Origin of the sequence: Bacillus sp. BS1807G30, from assembly GCF_040047675.1 — a bacterium.
GTDB lineage: Bacteria > Bacillota > Bacilli > Bacillales > Bacillaceae > Bacillus > Bacillus altitudinis.
Map to the genome: position 1 here is coordinate 383,982 of NZ_CP157353.1, position 22,272 is coordinate 406,253.

A 22,272-nucleotide genomic window follows, 5' to 3' on the forward strand; every position below is an offset into this window, starting at 1 on the left:
GGGAAAGGAGGAATGAAATAGATGAGTCAATTTAAAAGGGATCAAGTTCAAGATATGTACTATCTGTCACCGATGCAAGAAGGAATGCTGTTTCATACCCTCCATCATCAAGAAAAAGGCTTTTATGTAGAACAACTGGATATGAACGTGAAGGGCACACTTCGGCATGATTTGCTTGAGAAAAGCATGAATATCATCGTGGAACGGTACGATATTTTTCGTACCGTGTTCCTCCACGAAAAAGTGAAGCGCCCTGTCCAAGTTGTATTAAAGAATCGACCTTTCCAGCTTGATGTTGTGGACATACAGGACCTTTCTGAAAGTGAACAGCTTGAACGTATTGATCGTTTTAAACAAAAGGATCAGCTGAGAGGATTTGATCTCTCAAAGGATCTGCTCATGCGGGCCTCTGTTTTTCAAACGGGTCCTTCAAGCTATCGCTGGATATGGAGCTATCACCATATCCTTCTAGATGGCTGGTGTTTTGGTCTAGTTGTGCAGGAATTGTTTGCGATTTATCATGCACTTTTGCATGACATCCCTTACAGGCTGGAGCCAGTCAAGCCATATAAAGAATATATTCATTGGCTGGAAAAACAAGATAAACAAGCCTCACTTGAATATTGGACGCAATCTTTGGCTGGCTTTGAGGGGCAATCGACTTTTAAAGAACAGCGAAAGCAAACAAATGAGCATGAATTAGGCGAAATCGAATGGGCCATGAGTAAAGAAGAAACAGCTGCTTTATCAGAGTTAGCCTTGCAGCAGAATGCCACGTTAAGCAGTGCGCTTCAATCGGCTTGGTCCATTTTACTAAGCAGGTATCAGCGCTCAAACGATGTGTTGTTTGGAACAGTTGTGTCAGGACGTCCGGCAGATTTGGCTGGTGTGGACCGGATGGTGGGGTTGTTCATCAATGTCATTCCAAGACGAATCCAGCTGACAGACCAAATGACGTTCCGTTCTCTATTATCAGAGACGCAGCAGCAGTCTTTAGCGGCTGAACCGCACCAATATATCCCGATTTATGATATTCAGGCTAAGGCGGGTCAGCAGCAGCTCATTGATCATATTGTGGTGTTTGAGAATGTCCCTGCTGCAAAGAAAGACGAGCAGGAGTCACTGCTTGGCTTTACAGTAGAAGACATGAATGTCTATGAGAAATCGAACTATGATCTCAATTTACTGGCGTCGCCCGGGGAACAATTGCAGCTGAAGCTGGCCTTTAATCAGCGTGCATTTGATCCTGCATTTGTTCATAAATTAAAGGATCAGCTGACCCTTTTGATCAAAGGGGCCATCAAACATCCAGATCAGTCAGTTCATACACTGACACTTGTGACAAAGCAGGAAAAACAGCGAATGTTAGAGGAATGGAATGCACCTGAGCTGGAGCATGATCAGCTTTATTTGACAAAGTGGTTTGAGCATAATGTCCGAAAACAGCCGAATGCAGTGGCATTATCAGCAGGTGATCACACGATGACATATGCGGAGCTGAACGAACAAGCAAATCGACTGGCAAGGCATTTACAAAAAAATGGGGTGGGTCATCAAACGGTGACCGCCATTTTAGCAGAGCGGACACCTGAACTCATTGTTAGCTTACTCGCTGTCTTAAAAGCAGGTGCCACCTATGTGCCGATTGATCCAGATTATCCAGAAAGCCGTATCCAATATATGCTGAAAGACAGCGGAGCGACGCATCTTCTGACTCATTCATCCTTTATCAGTCAGACGAGGTCACTCGCATTTGATGGCACGTATCTTTTTGCAGATGATCAAGAAATTTTACTGATGAGCTCAGAGAATCTGCCACTTGAAGCAGGTTTAAATGATACGGCATACATCATGTATACATCAGGAACAACCGGACAGCCAAAAGGCATCATGACGACCCATTCCAATATTGCCCGGGTGGTCAAAAATACGAATTACTTAACCATTTTAGAAACAGATACATTGCTGTCGTTATCAAATAGCGTATTTGATGGCTTTACATTTGATGTATATGGTGCGCTTTTAAACGGAGCAAAGCTTGTCCTGCCGCAAAAAGAAACCATTTTAGATATGGGGAAGCTCACTGAGCTGATAAAAGGAGAGCATATTTCTGTCATGTTTGTTCCAACCGCTTTATTCCATCTTCTCGTTGATGAAGGAACAGACTGGATGCGCAGTGTGCGTAAGGTGCTGTTTGGGGGAGAGAGGGCATCGGTTCAGCATGTGAGAAAAGCCTTTGATGTGATGGGAAAAGGCAGATTGTTGAATGTATACGGACCAACCGAATCAACGGTTTTTGCCACGTATTATCCGATAGATGAAGCGATCCCTTTAGAGGCACATTCTATTCCAATTGGGAAGCCGCTCAACCAGACGGGCGCTTATATATTGAGTGAGCACAGACAGCTTCAGCCGATTGGAATGGTTGGAGAGCTTTGTCTGAGCGGCAAAGGACTGGCAAAAGGGTATTTGAATCGTCCTGATTTGACAAAACAAGTCTTTATCGCCCATCCATTCGCTGCGGGTGAGCGCCTGTATCGCACGGGGGATTTAGCTTACTTTCGAGAAGACGGTCTGATTGAGTATGCAGGCAGAGTCGATGATCAGGTGAAAATTCGCGGGCACCGAATTGAATTGACAGAAATTGAAGCCAACCTTCTCATGCATCAAGGTGTAAAACAAGCTGTACTCCTAGCGGATCATGATGAAACAAATCATACAAGACTGCTTGCCTACATCACGTGTGATGATGCATGGAAAGGGAAACTCGATGACATCAAATCAGGGCTGAAAGAGCGTCTTCCAGCTTATATGCTGCCTCATGAGCTGATTGAACTGGAGAACCTCCCACTTACGCCAAACGGGAAGGTTGATAAACGCCAGCTACCAAAACCAGAGGCGCCGCAAGGAAACCGCCGTGTGAAACTGCCCGCAAATGAAGTGGAACAAAAGCTGCTTTTGATGTGGCGGGAAGTACTTGAACGAGAGGATATTAGCACAGATGACCATTTCTTTGAGCTTGGCGGACATTCTTTAAAAGCGATGTCTCTATTGTCCAAAGTATCAAAAGAGTTTGAGGTTCAGGTGCCGATCCATTTGTTGTTTGAGACCCCGACGATTGAAGCGCTTAGTCGTTATATTCAGCATCAGGACGGGGAAACCGCTGGCTATCTTGTATTCAATGAATCTCAAACATCAACAGTCTTTGCTCTTCCGCCATTACCAGGCTACGGCTTTATCTATCAGGAAGCAGCAAAAACGCTTGATGATGTTCGGTTGATCGCCTTTGATTTTATTGAAACGAATAACCGAATGGCGCAGTACGTTCAGCATATTCAGCACCTTCAGCCAAAAGGGCCGCTGACGTTGATGGGGTACTCAGGCGGATGTTACCTCGCCTTTGAGCTTGTTCAAGCGCTTGAACAAGTAGGGCGGACAGTCGAGAAGGTCATCATGATCGATTCCTATAAGAAAATTGGAGAAAGTGATTTAGAAGGACGATCCATTGATGATGATATTGAAGCGATTGTTCATCAAACGAAACAAAGCGAACTTGCTCAAGGGGAGATCGTTCAAGAAGCGCTTGCCCAAAAGACGCGCGCCTACTATGAAACGTTTGTTAAGGGGGTGAATCAAGGCAAAATACAGGCAGATATTACGTTCATCCAATCTGAAGAACAAATAGCGATCCCGGACTGGATGGAAGAGTGGACACAGGCAACGGCCGGATCTTTTACCCAATACCAAGGCTATGGCCGGCATGCTGATATGTTCAAACATAAAGAATGTGCAGCTCAAAATGCACAGCTGATCAAACATATTGTCAATCAAACAAATAGAGAACGAGTCTTGTAAACTTTAGATTAGGCAGGATGCAGCCTTGCAGTCCTGCCTAACAAAAAAGGAAAGGAACTCATATGAAACCATCAACCATTAACCAAACGAGTATACATGAATCAATGGATGCGATTTTACAAGATGTAAAAACAACCATTTTACAAACCAACGAAATCGAACGCTTCGCTGTTTTTTCACGTGAAAAAACCATTCGACCGCGGCCGTATCACCTCTCTCATTTATTTCTCGACAAGCACATTGAGCAGGAGGCCGCAGCGGAAACGATACAGACGAAAACGGCTGTACCTGCTTTGGCCGACATGCCGCCCGCTCTTTCCTATGGAGGGGATCTCGACGTCACACAAGGCGCACAGACCTTACAGGACGTCTTAACAGAGGCTGCAAAAACGACAAATGGGCTTACGTATATCGTGAATAGCAAGAACGAACTCACACAATCTTATGCGCAGTTGAAAGGAGACGCCGAGAGGGTTCTGACTGGGTTAAGGGCACTGGGGCTTAAGGCAGGCGATCCTGTTTTCTTTCAATTCTCATCGAATCATGCCATGGTCACTGCCTTTTGGGCATGTGTATTAGGCGGATTTGTTCCAACGCTTGTGTCGGCTGCCCCAACCTATCGGGAGATGAATGCTGCAGTGAAGAAGCTTCATCACGCTTGGAAGCTGCTCGAGCATCCGCTCATCCTAACAGATGACTCACTGATCGAGGAGGTGCAAGGGTTAGCCTTCCTGTGGCATACAGACCAATTACGTGTCGCAGCAGTTGAGCCGATGCTGACATTAGAAAGAGATACAGCCGCTCACCCTGCCGCGCCGGATGATTCCGTCTTCTTTATCTTAACGTCTGGAAGTACAGGGATGCCAAAGTGTGTAGAGCATTCCCATAGAAGTGTGCTGGCGAACGTCAAAGGAACAGTGGCAGCGAATCAATTTACACAAGAGGATGTCTCGTTAGACTGGATGCCTTTAGATCATATTGGCGGCATCGTGATGTTCCACCTTGTCAATGTGTACACAGGCTGCGAGCAGATTCGGGCAAGAACAGATGACTTTATCGCTCAGCCGTTGCGGTGGCTTGACTGGATGGACCGCTACCGTGCAACGAAGACGTGGGCACCTAACTTTGCATTTGCGATGATCAATGATTATGAGAAAGAGATTTCATCAGGGTCTTGGGATCTGTCGGCGGTGACCTGCATGATCAATGGGGCAGAGGCGGTCGTTCCAAAAACCATCCACCGATTTCTACATTTGCTTGCTCCGCACGGCTTAAAGGGAGATGTGATCAGACCGGCTTTCGGCATGTCTGAAATCTCATCAGCGGTTGTGTTTTCCTTTGCGATTGAGCGTGGAGATGAAAACAGCGGGGTTCTGACTTTTGAGGAAACGTCGCTGACAGAGCAGCTAAGACCAGCAGAAGCACGTGAGACAGGAACCGTCAGCTTTACAGAGCTGGGCAAACCGATTCCAGGTATCACGATACGCATCGTCAATCATCAGCATGAGCTTCTTCCAGAAGATCATATTGGCCGTGTGCAAATAAAAGGTCCAACCACCATGAAGGGTTATTACCGGAATGACGAAGCGAATCAAGAAGTATTTCAAGCGGATGGCTGGTTTCACACGGGTGATTTAGGTTTCCTGCACGAAGGAAGGCTGACACTAACCGGTAGAGAAAAAGACATGATTATCATCAACGGGAAAAACTATCACAACTATGAAATTGAAGCCATAGCAGAGGAAGTACCGGGAGTAGAAACGAGCTTTGTGGCTGCTTGTTCTGTCCGAATGGAGGCTTCTGCATCCGATGAACTGATTCTCTTTTTTACACCGAAGCTGTATGAGCCGGCTTATATTATGAGGGCAAGTCAACACATTAAATCCCATATTGCAACAAAAATGGGCTTGTCTGCATCTCGAATCATTCCTGTCCAGAAGCATGCATTTCCCAAAACAAGCTCTGGAAAAATAGAAAGGGCACAGCTCAAGACAAGATGGCAAGAAGGCGAATTTGATGAAATGATCATGGAAATGGACATGAGACTTGAAAATGAACATACCTTGCCTGATTGGAGTTATCAAAAGAAGTGGATACCTGCTCCACTTGATGCAGCTGACAAGCAGATCATAGGGGACGTTGTGATCTTTGCAGATCCATTAGGACTGGCAGATCAATTGAAATCTTTTGCAAACAGTGAACAAACATACATTACGGTTGAACCGGGTCAAGCGTTCAAACAACTCACACACACTCACTTCATCATCCACCCGAATCGGCCGTCTGACTACGAACAACTCTTTGAGACGCTCCGTTCGTATGGCGTTTCGGTGAAACACATCATTCACCTTTGGAACTATACAAACCAAGAAGACAAGCTTTATGTGGACAAGGCAAAACAAGCGCAGAAAACGGGCAGCATGAGTGCATTATTTTTAACAAAAGCCATTTCCGTCTATGAGGAGCAGGTGGCCATCACTTTTGTCTCAGCCCATGCGATGAATGTGCCGGAGGATCAAATCCACGATGTAGAAAAAGCAACGACAGTAGGACTGATGACAGCAATTCAGCATGAATGGCCGTTTATCAAGGTGCAATGTCTTGATTTTTCTCTAGCAGAATCGGTATCTAGTCATTCCCATGCAATGGCGATAATGGCAGAACTCACACATGACCAAAACCGTCATGTCGCTGCTTATCGTCAAGGTGTTCGTTATATTCCCTTTTTAGCACCTCTTCATTTGGAAAAGGAACAGAAAAGGAAAGAGCCGCCATTTGAATCATCTGGGCTTTATGTCATAACAGGCGGGCTAGGCGGAATTGGCCGTTTAGTTAGTGAACACCTGCTGACATCTTATCAAGCACATCTCGTGCTGCTTGGAAGAAAAGAGAGAGAGGCACTTTCTAGTGACCAGCAAGAGACATTGTCTTTGCTAGAAAAGCAGGCAAAATTGCATGGCGGCAAGGTTCTTTATGAGAAAGCAGACATCACGGCTGAAAAAGAGGTGGAAGCGATCATCTCTAGACATGAGGTCGCTGGAAATCGAAGGCTGGATGGCATCATTCATTTCGCAGGTATCATTCAAGAAGAACTGCTTGCTGATATGACATCTGTGTCTCTGAATGACATGTACGAAGCGAAGGTATATGGAACGATTGCGCTTCATGAAGCTGCCTCCAAACGCAGGAATGTTTTATTTCTTTCCAGCTCGTCAGCCCGAACGCTAAAGGGCGGTATGACTGTCGGCGCCTATTGCGCTGCCAATGAGTTCGTGGAACAATTTGCTCATTATCAGAAGCTGACATCTACAGTGAAGCCATATTGCTTTAGTTTCAGCATGTGGGACGAGATTGGAATGAGTGAAGGCTCCATGATAAAAGGCATGTTAAAAGAAAGAGGTTATCTCCCAATTTCAAAGCAGGCAGGCTTCCAAACGATGCTCGCATGTCTGATGACAGATGCTCCGCTCATTTATACGGGATTGGATCGATCGAAGAAAGAGATTCACGAGATGGTCCATGCGGATGCGGAGATGCAAACAGAGCAGACCTTTTACGTCTTTTTCAAAACTGATCAAACAAAGGCGGTGGAAGAGCGGCTTTATCAATCGATTCATACATGTTTACAGTCCCGTCTATCTGGTGAATATGCCGTGCATTTGTTTCCTGAGGAATATTGGAAAGAAACAGAAGATGGAACGCCAGATGAGGCATATTTTCATGAATTAATAGAGGAAAGCGGAATGGATTCAGACAACAGAGCACCTCACACAGAAACGGAGAAACTGCTCGCACACATTTGGTCAGAGTTGCTCGATGTCTCGGATGTCAGCTGCGGCGATCATTTCTTTTTACTAGGAGGTCATTCGCTGAAGGCGACGCAAATGCTGTCTGCGGTTAGACAAAAAACAGGGTTTGACGTACCGCTTGCTGTGTTGTTTGAACATACGAGACTCGGAGAATTAGCAGACTGGATCGATTCAAATGCCAAAGCAGATGAAGTGATTCCGATGAGAAAAATGGAGAAGGGTCAGGAAATTCCGATGTCTTATGCCCAGCAAAGACAGTGGTTCCTCTATCAATTAGAGCCGGATCTGCCATTTTACAATAATACGATTTCTTTTCGGATGAACGGGCCTTTAGATATCAAGGTGCTTCAGGAAAGTCTACATCATATGGTGGAAAGACATGAATCGCTCAGAACGTCCTTTACGATGAGCGGGGATGAACCGGTACAGGTCATTCATGAACAGATGGCCCTTCCAGAGCTTGAGGTGATGGACCTTTCAGGCATAGCGTCACAGGAAGAGAAAGAACAAAAAGCGGCTGAATGGGCGAAAGAAGAGGCATCCACACCTTTTCAATTAGAACACGAAGCGCTCTTTCGAGTAAAGCTGATTCGACTTTCACCCGCAGAGCATATCTTGCTTATGTCCATTCACCACATCGTGTCAGATGGCTGGTCGATCGGCATTGTTGCAAGAGAATTATCCGAGTGGTATACAGCGGCGATCGAAGGGCGGGAGCCTCACTTGCCGGCACTGCCAATTCAATATGCGGATTACGCACTGTGGCAGAAGGAGTATTTGACAGGAGAACCACTAGGTAAGCAGCTTGCCTATTGGAAGGAGCAATTTGCGGCACCTGTTGAAGATTTGGTATTGCCGTATGATCATCCGCGGCCGGCCGTTCAATGCTACAAAGGGAAGACGAAAACATATCAGCTGTCGAAGTCACTGTCTAAAAAGATTGAGGCGCTATCCAAGAAAACAGACAGCACACTGTATATGACCTTGCTGTCGGCTTTCTCTACTCTATTACATCGATTGTCTTCACAGGACGAGTTTGTCATTGGCTCGGTCATTGCTGGGAGAAATCGAACGGAAATGGAGCATTTAATCGGATTTTTCGTGAATACATTGGCGCTTCGGATCGACCATAGCGGGAATCCAGCCTTTACGGAATTATTAGAGCGAGTGAAGGAGACAACCGTCGGTGCTTATGCACATCAGGATGTGCCGTTTGAGATGGTGGTCGATGAATTGAATATTGTGCGTGATGCCAGTAAGCAGCCGCTGTTTCAGGTCATGTTTGTTCTGCAAAACCTACCGCTTGAAGCTTCTCCAATGGGAGAGGCGACGTCGGTTTTAGCCATTGAAGATAATGATACAGCGAAATTTGATCTATCCCTGTTTGTGTTTGAAGGAGCTGAAGGTCTTCAGTTAAAACTTGAGTATCATGCGGATTTGTTTTCTGATGACACGATGGAGCGATTCCTCGCATACTACGAGCACCTGCTTGAAGGAATTTGTGAAAATCCAGCGCAGCCGATCAGACAAGTGAATTTCCTGCCAGAGAAAGAAAAGCATCAATTGCTCTATGAATGGAGCGGAAAGACTGATCAACCAAAAGGTCCGCTACTCATGACGGAACGATTTGAAGCGCAAGTGAAAAAGACACCTCATGCAGTGGCGCTTGAGTTTCAAGGAGATGAGTGGACGTACCAGGAGTTACACGAGAAAGTCAATCGTCTAGCAGGCTATTTGCAGCAGCGAGGCGTGACGCCGCATGAACCAGTTGGACTGCTCATCGACAGATCGCCTGAAATGATTCTTGGGGTGCTGGCCATTGTGGAAGCAGGCGGGGCTTATGTGCCAATTGATCCTGAATATCCAGATGCCCGCATTGATTATATGCTGAGAGATACAGGTATTCAGCTTTTACTGACAAAAAATGAATGGCTGAAAAAAGTATCCATCAATCAAACGGAACTCATTTGTCTTGATCAAGGGTATGAAGAATTTTTACCAGAAGCAGAAGTCATGCCCGCTGTACTAAGACCTGATGGACTTGCTTATATCAATTACACATCGGGGTCAACTGGACAGCCAAAAGGAGTACTGATCCCGCATCAAGCGGTCGTCCGGCTTGTGTGTGAAACAGACTATGTCACCCTTGATGAACAAACGCGCATTTTACAAATCGCCAGCTTCTCTTTTGATGCTTTTACGTATGAAATATGGGGAGCCCTTTTAAACGGGGGAAGGCTCATACTGACGGATCGAAATACCATTTTATCAATGGATACATTAGCGGAAGCACTAAAAACTTATCAGATTACAACAGGGTTCCTGACTGTGCCGCTGTTCAACCGTTTAACAGAAGAACATCCAGAAGCTTTATCTGGACTTCATGCATTATTGGTCGGCGGAGATGCCTTATCAGCTGCTCATATCCGAAAAGCACTACCGTATTTGCCTGAAGGGCTTTTAAATGGTTATGGACCAACAGAGAATACAACATTCTCCTGTGTGCATCACATTCGAGCACTGGAAGAAGATCAGGCGACGGTCCCGATTGGACAGCCTATTGCTTATTCACAAGCTTATGTATTAGATGACCAAATGCAGCCAGTTCCGCAAGGCGTCATCGGCGAAATTTATGTTGGCGGCACAGGGCTAGCACTTGGTTACCTTGGAGATGAAGAAAAAACAGCATCATCATTTATCCCGCATCCTTTCCAAGAAGGAGCGCGTTTATATAAAACAGGCGATATGGGCCGCTGGCTGTCAAATGGCATCATTGACTGTCTTGGAAGAATCGATCATCAAGTGAAAATTCGTGGACACCGCGTGGAATGTGGAGAAATTGAAGCCGCTATGCTGACATTTGATGACATCACAGAATGTGCCGTTATCCCGCATCAGCATGAGAGTGGTCATAAGCGATTGATCGGTTATTTTGTCCAAAAAGGCGGCATGACTTCGCAAGACATTCGCCAAAACTTAAAAGACATCCTGCCAGATTATATGGTGCCAAGCCTATTAATAGAGCTGGATGAATTACCGCTCACGCCAAATGGAAAGGTAGACCAAAAGCGTCTTCCGCCGCCAGAGTGGAGACAAGAAGAAGTAGAAACAGCCATTGATAAAGCAGCTACTGAGGAAGAACGTGTGTTAGAAAAAGTGTGGTCTCAGCTGCTAGGCGCTCCTTCTATTGGCGTCCATGATAACTACTTTGAGCTTGGCGGAGATTCCATTATTGTCATACAAATGGTGGCACGCTTAGCACAGGAAGGCTACGTCATCCAGCCGAGAGATGTATTTGAAAAACAGACCATCTCACAACTCGCACAAGCGATGAGAAAGGCAGAGGTCTCTACGGTCTATGATCAATCACCTGTGACAGGAGAGGTTCGTCTTCTCCCGATTCAATCATGGTTCTTTGAGCAATCGATGACCAATCAAGATTATTGGAATCTATCGGCGCATATTGAAATGAAGCGATCTGTTCCACATGAACAGTTAACACAGGTTCTTTCAAAACTGGTCGATCATCACGATATGCTGAGAGCTATATATACAAAAGAGGCAGATGGCACATGGATTCAAACCATTCGTGAGCCTGGTGTCACACCTTGTGTCACATTCTTTGATGTGACGGATGTGTCTCAAGAGGAAGCACGGGAACAAATCCGCTTGGAGACAAGTGCCTGTCAAGGAACATTGTCATTAGAGCGAGGAGAAGTGATCAAAGCGATTCTTTTCCATACAGGTGAAGACACGTCTGAGCTCTTTATTGCTGCACACCATCTCGTCATGGATGGCATATCATGGCGCATGATACAAGAAGATGTACTAAATGGATTGAAACAGCTTGCTACGGGGCAGGACATCATATTTGCGAAAAAAACCGCCTCCTATAAGCAGTGGGCAGATGCCTTATATGAATATGCACAAACCGATCAATTACAAGCGCAGGCCTCTTTTTGGCAAAAAATCAAGGATCAAGAGGAAGAAGGTTCTCCTTTCCAACTGCCTGAGCTTTCTAATATAGAAGAACATGCAGAGATCCTGTCGGTTCAGCTCACAAAGGAACAAACAGATAGGTTACTTAGACAGGCCTCACAAGCATACCGAACAGAGATTAACGATTTACTGTTATCAGGACTCACGCAAGCCATTGGAAAGCCAATGCTCATCACGTTAGAAGGGCATGGACGCGAGGATTTATTTGAACAGATGGATTTGTCACGGACAGTCGGCTGGTTTACAAGCTCTTATCCTATTTTTATTCCTTTTATTCAAACCGATGTTGCAAGACAAATCAAAGACGTCAAAGAAACCTTACGAGCTGTGCCGCAAAAGGGAATCGGCTACGGTTTGCTTCAATATATGACAGAATCTCGTTTACTCAAAACGGTAACGCCGCAGATGAGCTTTAATTACCTTGGTCAGTTAGATCAGGCAGATGGCGAAGCCAAGCTTTATATAGCAGACGAACGAAATGGACATGTTCACGATCCGAAAGCAGAAAGACAGCATTTGATCGATGTGTATGGATATGTGACAGATGGTCAGTTGCAGATGAATTTTATGATCAATCGAGAACTGCTGCAAGATCAAGAGGTGCGGTTGTTACCTGAGCGTTTTAAAGAAAAAATGGAGATCATCTTGACGCATTGTGTTGAAACGAGCGGCGGCTTTACACCATCTGATTTTCCGATGGTTCAGCTCACGCAAAAGCAAATAGATGAACTTCCAGACAATGTAGTCGATGTGTATCCGCTGTCTCCAATGCAGCAAGGAATGCTGTTTCATGCACTGCTAGATCAAGCCTCACAAGCTTATTTTGGTCAGGTGCATATGACACTCGAAGGCTTAACAAACGGCGATGCCTATGAACAAGCTTGGAATCTTCTTGTAGAACGTCATTCCATTTTGAGAACAAAATTCGCTTGGGAAGGGCTGAAGGAGCCTGTTCAGTTCATTCAATCAGAAGGAAGCATCCACCTCACTCAGCACGATGTGCGCCACCTGAGTGACGAGGAGCAAGAAGAGACAATCGAACACTTTTTAGTATCTGATCGTTCAAAGGATTTCAATTTAGACCATATAGATGAACCGCTGATTCGGATTGCTTTATTCCGTTGTGATGAGGAAAGATGCACGTTTGTCTTTAGTTTTCATCACATTTTAATCGATGGCTGGAGTTTGTTCAGCTTTATTCAGGAATCCTTTGCGCTGTATCGCTCTCTTGTGGACGAACGAGAGATCAGTCTTTCTACAGTCCGTCCATATAAAGATTTTATCGAATGGCTGCAAAAGCAGGATCAAGAGAAGGCGCAAGAATTCTGGCAACGTTATATGTCAGGCGTAGAGGAAGCGACACCGCTTCCAGGAGACGGCGACGGACATGCTTCAGACCAAGAAGCAAGCATGGCGCAGTCCAGCGTCAAATTGACGCCAGAGATGCAACTGAAGCTGGAGAAGATGACAGGCAAGCAGAAGGTCACGTTGAGCACACTGATTCAATCAGCGTGGGGACTGCTCTTGCACCTTCATTCAGGCGCAGAGGATGTCATATTTGGGGTGACCGTATCTGGCCGGCCAGCCGACTTACCAGAAGTGGAAAGCATGACAGGGCTCTTTATTAACACATTGCCGCTTCGTCTGCCGATCCATTCGGACTGGACGATTGCGCGATTGCTCGCCTATACACAGGAAACCGTTTTTCAGATGAGAGAATACGAGTATACTGTACTGCCAGATATTCAGCAGATGACGGAAATTCCAAATGGAGAGGCATTGTTTCACAGCATTGTCGTGTTTGAAAACTATCCGATTGAATCCATTGAGCCGTATGGCGTACGCATTTTAGACATCGCCAGTCATGAAGAAACAAATTATGACTTAACCCTTGTCGCAGTGCCGGGAGATACGCTGGAGCTTCGGATCACATACAACTTACATCAATATACAGAAAAGCAAATACAAACGCTGATGCAACAGCTGATTCACACACTTGAAGCCATGACAGAACAAGTGGATACGCCGCTATCTTCCTTCACAATTGTGACAAATGAGGAAAAAGAGCGGATGATCAGTGATTGGGCGAAAAACGCACATGTCAGCGTGCTATACCCAGACCAAGAAGAAATATATGCAGGCGTACATGATTCTACCTATGAAACGGAAATATATGTCCTGAATGAAGAACATCAGCTCATGTCGGTTGGATTTCCTGGAGATATTTTTATCGGCGCAAAAGAGATCAAAGCACTTTTTGGAGAGCTAGCCGATTGGATGGAGGCGCATAAAATTCCGCATCCATTCAAACATCAAACAGGCGAATACCTTTATCCGACAGGGGATGTCGGCGTTTGGACGGAAGAAAGCAAGATTCAGATTTTGGATTGGATGTAGGAGGAGAAGAAGAATGCTAGTTAGTAGACGAAAAGGAAATGCAGCAAATCATATTGTCAGGATCAATGGAAAACGAATCGATCTCAAAGCATTAGAGAAAGTCTTCATGCTTCACTTTCCACTAAAGGAATGTGCGCTCATCCCGAAGAAAAATCAAGAAGGAGGCCTATCGCTTGTGCTTTTTGCACAGGCGAAGGACCCTTCGCTCACAAGAGAGGATTTGATGAAAGGCCCGCTTCATCCTGATGAAGTGCCAGCCACACTCGTCCTAGTCCCTTCCTTGCCGCGAAAAGAAAGTGGAGCGGTCGATACCGAGGCACTGCTTGCCATTGATGTACTAGATGAAGAGGAACGAAGAAAGATAGAAGAGCGCACGAAAGCCATAGATGGAGTAGAGGAAGCAGCCGTTTTGATAGAGAGTCAGACAGAAAAACAAACACCCTATCATTTAGATGACCTCTTCCCAGATAGACAGCGTACAAATGGAAACGAATCGTTTTCAAAAGATGAAGTCAGCCAAACCATACAATCCTCCGCACAAGAAAAACCACCAGCTCTTGTTTATGGAGGTGATGTGATCAGAAAACCTGGTACACCAGTCACATTGACAGAGGTACTGATCCGAGCCGCCTTTATGTCACCAAATCGCGGAGTCACGTATCTCAAAGAAGGCGGTCATGAGGTGATCCAGACTTACCCGGAATTGCTCACAGGAGCGGAACGTGTCCTATCTGGATTAAGGGCAGCCGGACTTTCAAACGGCGATCAAGTGCTGCTTCAATTGAAAGATCATCAAGATTTTATCACAGTATTCTGGGGCTGTATTCTCGGTGGAATCATTCCAACCCCAGTCTCTGTACCGCCTGTGTATGATGAAATGAATCAAGGCGTGAACAAGCTCAAGGGCGTGTTTCAGCTGCAAAATGAGCCATTCATTATTACAAACGAAGCGAGTGCTGAGGACATTGCAGGACTGCGTAAAACATTTGAATCAAAAGCGATTCCGATTTTAACAATCGAAACATTACTTGCCTGTGATCCAGATGAACAGCATTATGAGCCAGAGCCGGATGAGCCTGTGCTTCAGCTGCTGTCCTCAGGAAGTACGGGTGTGCCAAAGTGTATCCGGCACAACCATCAAAGCATTTTATCTAGAATCATTTCCTTTGAGCAGGCAAATGGTTTCACGCATGAGGATGTATCCATGAACTGGATGCCGCTTGATCATGTAGGGGGCATTGTCATGTTTCATGTACATGATGTCTACCTCGGCTGCCAGCAAATTAGTCCATCCATTGATCAATTTATCGAACGGCCGATGGTGTGGCTGGATTGGGTAGAAAGATACGGTGTCACAAGGACGTGGGCGCCAAACTTTGCCTTTGCGATGATGAATGAATATGAAGACGACATTCGCAAAGGGAGCTGGGATCTCTCCACCTTGACCTATATCATGAACGCCGCCGAAGCAGTTGTTCCTAAAGTGACGCAGCGTTTCATGCACATCATGGGTGAGCACGGATTAAGCCGCCATGCGATGGTGCCGGCTTATGGCATGTCAGAAACATCATCAGCCATTGTCCAGTCAAAAGAATTCATGCGTCATGATGATCAGGGTGGACAATTGACCATTGATCAGACCTCATTAACAAGTGAGATTCAATATGTGACGCACGATCATCCGCACAAGATGACCTTTACAGAAGTCGGTGCACCCATCCCTTCTGTATGGATTCGGATTGTAGATGAGCATCACCATGTGCTGCCAGAAGATCAAGTCGGCCGCTTGCAGGTGAAGAGTCCAACGATTATGATGGGCTACTATCAAAATGAGGAAGCGAATGAAGAAGTATTTGCGGAAAACGGCTGGTTTCATACAGGAGATTTAGGATTTATTCATGAAGGGCGCCTAGTCCTCACAGGGCGAGAAAAGGATATCATCGTCATCAACGGAGCGAACTATTTGAATTACGAAATTGAAGCCGTTGTGGAAGAGGTTGAGGGGGTTGAAGTCACATTTGCCGCTGCGTACGGCATTTACAATCCCGAATCAAGTAATGACACACTCGCCGTCTTTTTTGTTACGCAGAAGGATTCGATAGAGGATCAAATCACAATGATTCAGCAGATTAGAGAGAGCATCATTCGCAAAATGGGAATCGAACCTGATCATATCATTCCGGTGAAAAAAGACCAATTTCCGAAAACAGAAAGCGGAAAAATCCAACGTGCCCAACTAGGTGCGGCACTGAAAGATGGGGTATTTCATGACATTGAACGTGCACTTGATCTTGCTTCGGAAAATGAACAAACCCTCCCAGATTGGTTCTTTAAACGTATTTGGGTAAAAGAGAATATCGGTCCATCTCAGCCGATATCCACTGATCATGTACTCGTATTTGAGGATGAAAAAGGGCTTTATCCATCGCTTTATGCCCAATTTGAACAAATGAACCTGCCTTATGTTTCTGTGAAAAAGGGTCATGAATTTTTACGCCTGTCAAAAGGGATGTATCAGATGAACCCTCGAATCAAGGGGGATTACGTCAGGCTTGTGGCGGCGCTTGAAGCCGATGAATTAAAAATTGACCGTATGCTCCACTTGTGGAATGTGTCAGACAAGGAGATGATTGCCAGCCCTGCGCAGTTCAAAGAACTGAATGCAAGCACCAGCCAATCCATTTTGTATTTGTATCAAGCATTGAGACAAGAAAATAAAGAGCCGATGCGTCTCGTTGTTGTCACAAAAGGTGGTCAATTTGTAAAACCGCAAGATGAGCTTCATGTGGAGAAAACGTCTCTTGCTGGATTATTAAAAACCATCCCGCAAGAATGGGAAGGGGCAGAAGTGTCTCACCTTGATATTGAAGCGGAGAATGTGGAACAGGATGCCAAGCATATTGCGGACGAACTAGGTGCGATTCATTTAAAAGCAGAAGTGTCTTACCGGCATGGCCAGCGCCTCGTACCAAAGCTGGAAAAAGTGAATATGATGACGGCACCTCAGACAGAAGGGTTTTTAGAATATGAAGGCTTGTACTTGCTGACTGGCGGGCTTGGCGGTATTGGATTTGAACTGTCTAAGCAAATGCTCCAATTTGGCTTGAAGCTCGTGTTAATTGGACGGACATCCCTTGAAGAAGACAGAGAAAAAGAGGCGTCATTCTCACAACTTAAAGATCTGGGAGACGTCCTTTATGTACAAGCCGATGTGACGAATTTATGTGACGTCGAGCAGGCGATTTATGAAGCAGAAAAGCATTTCGGACAGTCGATCCGAGGAGCGCTTCATTTAGCCGGTGCTGGCAATGTATCTGAGCACTTTCAGCATGTGGATACGTACACACTGGCTCATACAACAGAAGAAGATTTCGTCAAAGAACTTTCAGGGAAGGCAGACGGTGCTTGGGTGCTGCAGGAAGCTTTCAAGCATGATCCGTCAGTGCCACTCGTCTTTTTTGGATCAGTGAATGGCTTTTTTGGTGGTACCACATTTGGCGCATATTCTGCGGCGAACAGCTTTTTAGATGGACTCGCACATGCCCTTACCTATCATGAGGGAAGAAGAGCGATTTCGTTGAATTTCAGTATGTGGGATAATCTTGGTTTGTCTAAGGGACATACTGGGGCTGCGCTAACCGTTCGCAAGGGCTTTCAATTGATTGGAAAAAAACAAGGACTCCATTCATTATGTCTAGGTGTTCGGCTGAATGAAGCGCATCTATTTATCGGCCTAGATGGGGCCAATCAAGAAATTGCTGAACATCTTCAACCAGCACCAATCCCACATTTTGAAAAGAAACTGTACTATACGGTGCAATCAGGCAAAGAAGTGGATGCTGACAAGATCACAGGCATCATAGAGGGGAAATGGGACATCAGGCAAGTGGAAGATATACCGAAAAAACAAGATGGCTCTATTGATCACGAAGCCCTCAAACAGTTCCATCACAAACACGCACAGCCGTTTGAAAAGCAATTGCCAGAAACGAAGACAGAGCAGGTGCTTGCGGCCATATGGGAGGATATTTTAGAAGTCGATCGTGTGTACAAAGAGGATCAATTCTTTGACCTTGGTGGACATTCATTAAAGGCCACTCAAACGATTTCACGTATTAATCATGAGTTTTCACTAAAGGCGCCGCTAAAAATATTGTTTGAAAGCAAGAATCTAGCACACTTGGCACAAATGGTCGATGACATCAATGAAGCACCAGCCATTCAGGAAGCCAGCATTCCAAAGATGGAAAAACGAACAAGCTATGAGCTGTCACACGCTCAAAAGCGGATTTGGTTCTTATCTACATTAGAAAAGAGCCATCATTACAATATATTAGGTGCTTGGAAGCTGATGGGCCAATTACACATCCAAACGTTAACAAAGGCGATCGGTCTCTTAACAAAACGTCATGAAGCACTGCGCGCAACATTTCAAACCATTGGCGGCAAGCCGGTTCAAGTCATCCGTGAAGACCTTCCGCCATCAGTAACCGTTGCGAATTTCTCATTATTTAATGAAAAAACAAGAGCGAGAAGATTGGAACAGCTGATTCAGCAAGAGGCGAACCGCATCTATGACTTAGAACGGGGACCGCTTGCACAGTGGACAATTGTTGATATGGGGAAAGAGGAATATTACTTGCTTTGTGCGCAGCATCATATCATTTCCGATGCATGGTCGCTCAGCCTGCTTATTCAAGAATTAGAAGTCGTGTATGGTGCGCTATTATCAGAGGAAACGCCTGAGCTACCTGCACTTGAGGTTGAATGGACCGATTATGTTCATTGGGAGAATGAGCAATTAAAGAACCACCAGAAGGCTCAGAGCTATTGGCTTGAAACGTTACAAGGAGAGTTGCCGGTATTAGAGCTCCCGTTTGACCGTCCTCGTCCGCCGGTTCAAACATTTAATGGGGCTACAGAGCAAATCGTGATAGATGAACCGCTTGTTCGTCGTTTACATGCCTTGTCGAGGCAGCAGGGGACAACACTATTTATGACGATGTTGTCAGCCTATTATGTCCTGCTTCACAAGTTGTCTGGACAAACAGATGTCATTGTTGGATCGCCGATCGCTGGCCGTGATGTCGAACAATCAGAGAAGCTCGTCGGCATGTTTGTCAATACGTTGGCGCTGAGACAGGACGTTTCAAAAGCCGATACCTTTGCCGATTTACTGGCAAAGGTGAAAGAAATGACGTTAAAAGCCTTTGAGCATCAGCATTATCCATTCGACAAGCTTGTGGATGACCTTTCAATTGATAGAGACCTAAGTCGTTCACCAATTTTCCAAGTCGCCATGGGGTATGTCACTGATTCGCTGGATATCAACCTAAAAGGACTGACATCGGAACAAGTGATGGTCCATCATACCGTCTCTAAATTTGATCTCACCTTGCATGTATTTGAGCAGGAGGACAAGCTGTCTATCCATGTGGAATATAATACGGATTTATTTGAGCAAGAAACGATCCACCGTATGATGAATTATTATCTCAATCTGTTAGATGGCATGACGGCTCAGCCTGAACGGACATTCGCTGACTTTTGCGTCATGGACAAAACAGAACAGGATGCCATGATCATAGGGAAAAATCAAACTGACACGCCTTATCCAAAGCGTACGCTGCAAGAATTATTTGAAGAACAAGTGGAGCGTGACCCGCACCGGATTGCTGTATTTTATATGGAAGAGCATATGACGTATCAAGATTTAGACGAGAAGGCGACAAAACTGGCTGCCTATTTACAATCAAAGGGCGTTGGACCCGGTTCACTTGTCCCGATGCTGTTTGATCGTTCGTTTGACATGATGGTCTCAGTTCTAGGGATCGTCAAGTCGGGTGCTGCTTATGTACCGATGTCACCTGAGTATCCAGATGCCCGCATCGGTCTGATCGTTCGCGATACACAAAGCGATATCATCTTAACCCAGTCGCATCTGATCAATCGTTTAGACGGTCTGAGCGGCACAAAGATTGAAATGGACAAGCCGTTACCAGAAACAGACGCAGTGTATCAAAGGGAAAAATCGATTGTAGGAGAAGACCAGCTTGCCTATGTTAACTACACTTCAGGCTCAACAGGCACACCAAAAGGCGTGATGCTTCCTCATGCAGGTGTGGTCCGCTTAGTGAAAGAAACAAACTATATTGAGCTTGGTTCAGAAGATAAAATGCTTCAGCTGTCTAACTATGCATTTGATGCCTTTACCTTTGAATTATGGGGAATGCTGCTCAATGGCGGTCAGCTGGTTCTGATCCCGAAATATGCTGCTCTGAATATGGACGAATTAACTCGGTTAATCAAAACGCATCAAGTCACAGCCAACTGTTTGCCAACTGCATTATTCAACCGGCTGATTGAGCATGATCCAAAAAGTGTAGCTGGATACCGTACATTACTTGTTGGCGGAGAAGCCATGTCTAGTGAGCATGCACGAAAGGCATTGCCGCATATGAAGGGTGTGCTGATCAATGCTTACGGTCCAACAGAAAACACAACATTAGCGACCACTTATCAAGTCACACACGTACCGGAGGATGCTAGATCAGTGCCAATCGGTGTGCCAGTCGCCAACTCAACGGTTGTCATACTAGATGATCATCTCAATCCAGTACCAACAGGCGTAAAAGGAGAAATCTATATCGGCGGAACAGGGCTGGCGAAAGGGTATCTGCATGACCCAGAGCGTACGGAGGAGCGGTTTATTGACAATCCATTCCCGGCATTAAAAGGCGACAAACTGTATCGTTCCGGTGACCTAGGGAAATGGCGGTCTGATGGCAGTATTGAATACCTTGGCCGAAAAGACAACTTGGTGAAAATTAGAGGCTACCGAATTGAATGTGGAGAAATTGAGACAGCCCTGCTCAAACACCCACAAGTAAAAGAATGTACCGTCATTGCCAAAACGTACGGCAGCTCAAAACGGCTGGCAGCCTACCTTGTCACAGATGGAGGAGAGCCTGTTCCCGGATGGAAAGCATTTTTACAGGAAAGCCTGCCAGGCTATATGATTCCAAGTTACTTTATCGTACTTGACGCAATTCCCGTCACAACGAATGGGAAGGTCGATCAAAAAGCATTGCCGGAGCCGACAGACGCAGTCTCATCCTCACATGAAGACGATCAACCGGTAACAGAAACACAGCAGCTGATTGTGACAGCTTTCAGTGAAGTGCTTGGTGTCAAACGAGTAGGAATTCATGATTCATTCTTTGATTTAGGCGGAGATTCGATTATGAGTATTCAAGCCGTTGCCAAATTAAAAGAAAAGGGTGTCCGTGTTGATCCGAAATGGATTTTCATGCACCCAGCGCCAGTGCAGTTAGCGGCATATTTGGACACCGTGCCAGAAACAGGCGAGCCTGTCGAAAGAGCGCCGAAAGACTATGTGATCGAGTTGAAAAAAGGGGATCCGGCTGAACCGAGAATTTTCTTTGCACCGCCTGCTGGTGGAACGGTGATGGGGTATATCGATGTGGCCAAGCTCATGACACATGAAGGAGCTGTTTACGCCTTGCAGTCTCCAGGCTTGTATGAGGATGAAGAACCACAATTCCTTCATTATACAGAGCTTGTCACCATTTTTATTGAAGCCATTGAAACATTCTATCGACCAGGCATTGATTATTTGGCAGGGCATTCCATGGGCGGACATCTTGCTTACGGAATGAATCAGAGACTCTGTCATGCAGGAAAAGCGCCAAAAGGATTGATCATTTTAGATACGGTTCCGGTATTAAGAGATGAGGCAGATCAAGCGCTTCATGCCGATATGAACGAAGAAGAAGTGAAAATGCTTGCCCTCGTTCTGGGTATGGGGAACCTCGTCGGCATCAAACCAGAAGCATTACAAGGGCTCAGCTTCCAAGAAGTGAAGCAGAAAATCCTCAAAGAAGCAGAAAAGGATGAAGTCGTTCATCAATTTATGAATGATCACTATTTAGATAAATACTTGCAAATGCAGACACATAATACCATCATGTCTCAAGCCATTGAATTAGAAAAAGACCCATTCTCTGTGCCGTTTTATATTATACAAAGCAGCGATCACGCCACAGATTTCCAGAAGAAATTTGCCGATTGGGAAGCTTACACGAGAGAAACGTGCTCGTATTTTCAGATAAAAGGCGACCATGTGACCATGATGAAAAGACCGCAGGCAGATCAACTTGCGCAGATTCTTGAAACGATCGTAAAGGGGTAA

Annotated in this window: 3 protein-coding genes; all 3 read left to right on the forward strand. The window is 45.5% G+C overall.

Annotated features, from left to right (window positions below):
- Nucleotides 1–21: 21 nt before the first annotated feature.
- The 3 genes from ABG082_RS01975 (at nt 22) to ABG082_RS01985 (ending at nt 22,272) form a co-directional block, all read left to right on the forward strand.
- The gene (locus tag ABG082_RS01975) at nt 22–3,855 is read left to right on the forward strand and encodes an amino acid adenylation domain-containing protein (protein ID WP_348936474.1); all 3,834 of its coding nucleotides are present in this window, start codon (nt 22–24) and stop codon (nt 3,853–3,855) included.
- A gap of 62 nt (nt 3,856–3,917) precedes the next feature.
- Complete coding sequence (locus ABG082_RS01980) at nt 3,918–14,060, forward strand: amino acid adenylation domain-containing protein (protein ID WP_348936475.1); 10,143 nt, start codon at nt 3,918–3,920, stop codon at nt 14,058–14,060.
- Nucleotides 14,061–14,073: 13 nt separating this feature from the next.
- Nucleotides 14,074–22,272, forward strand: a complete 8,199-nt coding sequence (locus ABG082_RS01985) for an amino acid adenylation domain-containing protein (RefSeq protein WP_348936476.1) — start codon at nt 14,074–14,076, stop codon at nt 22,270–22,272.

What these genes read in the sequence shown, in the direction of transcription:
- ABG082_RS01975 (WP_348936474.1), top strand. Translation starts at nt 22, where the DNA reads ATGAGTCAATTTAAAAGGGATCAAGTTCAAGATATGTACTATCTGTCA.
- ABG082_RS01980 (WP_348936475.1), top strand. Translation starts at nt 3,918, where the DNA reads ATGAAACCATCAACCATTAACCAAACGAGTATACATGAATCAATGGAT.
- ABG082_RS01985 (WP_348936476.1), top strand. Translation starts at nt 14,074, where the DNA reads ATGCTAGTTAGTAGACGAAAAGGAAATGCAGCAAATCATATTGTCAGG.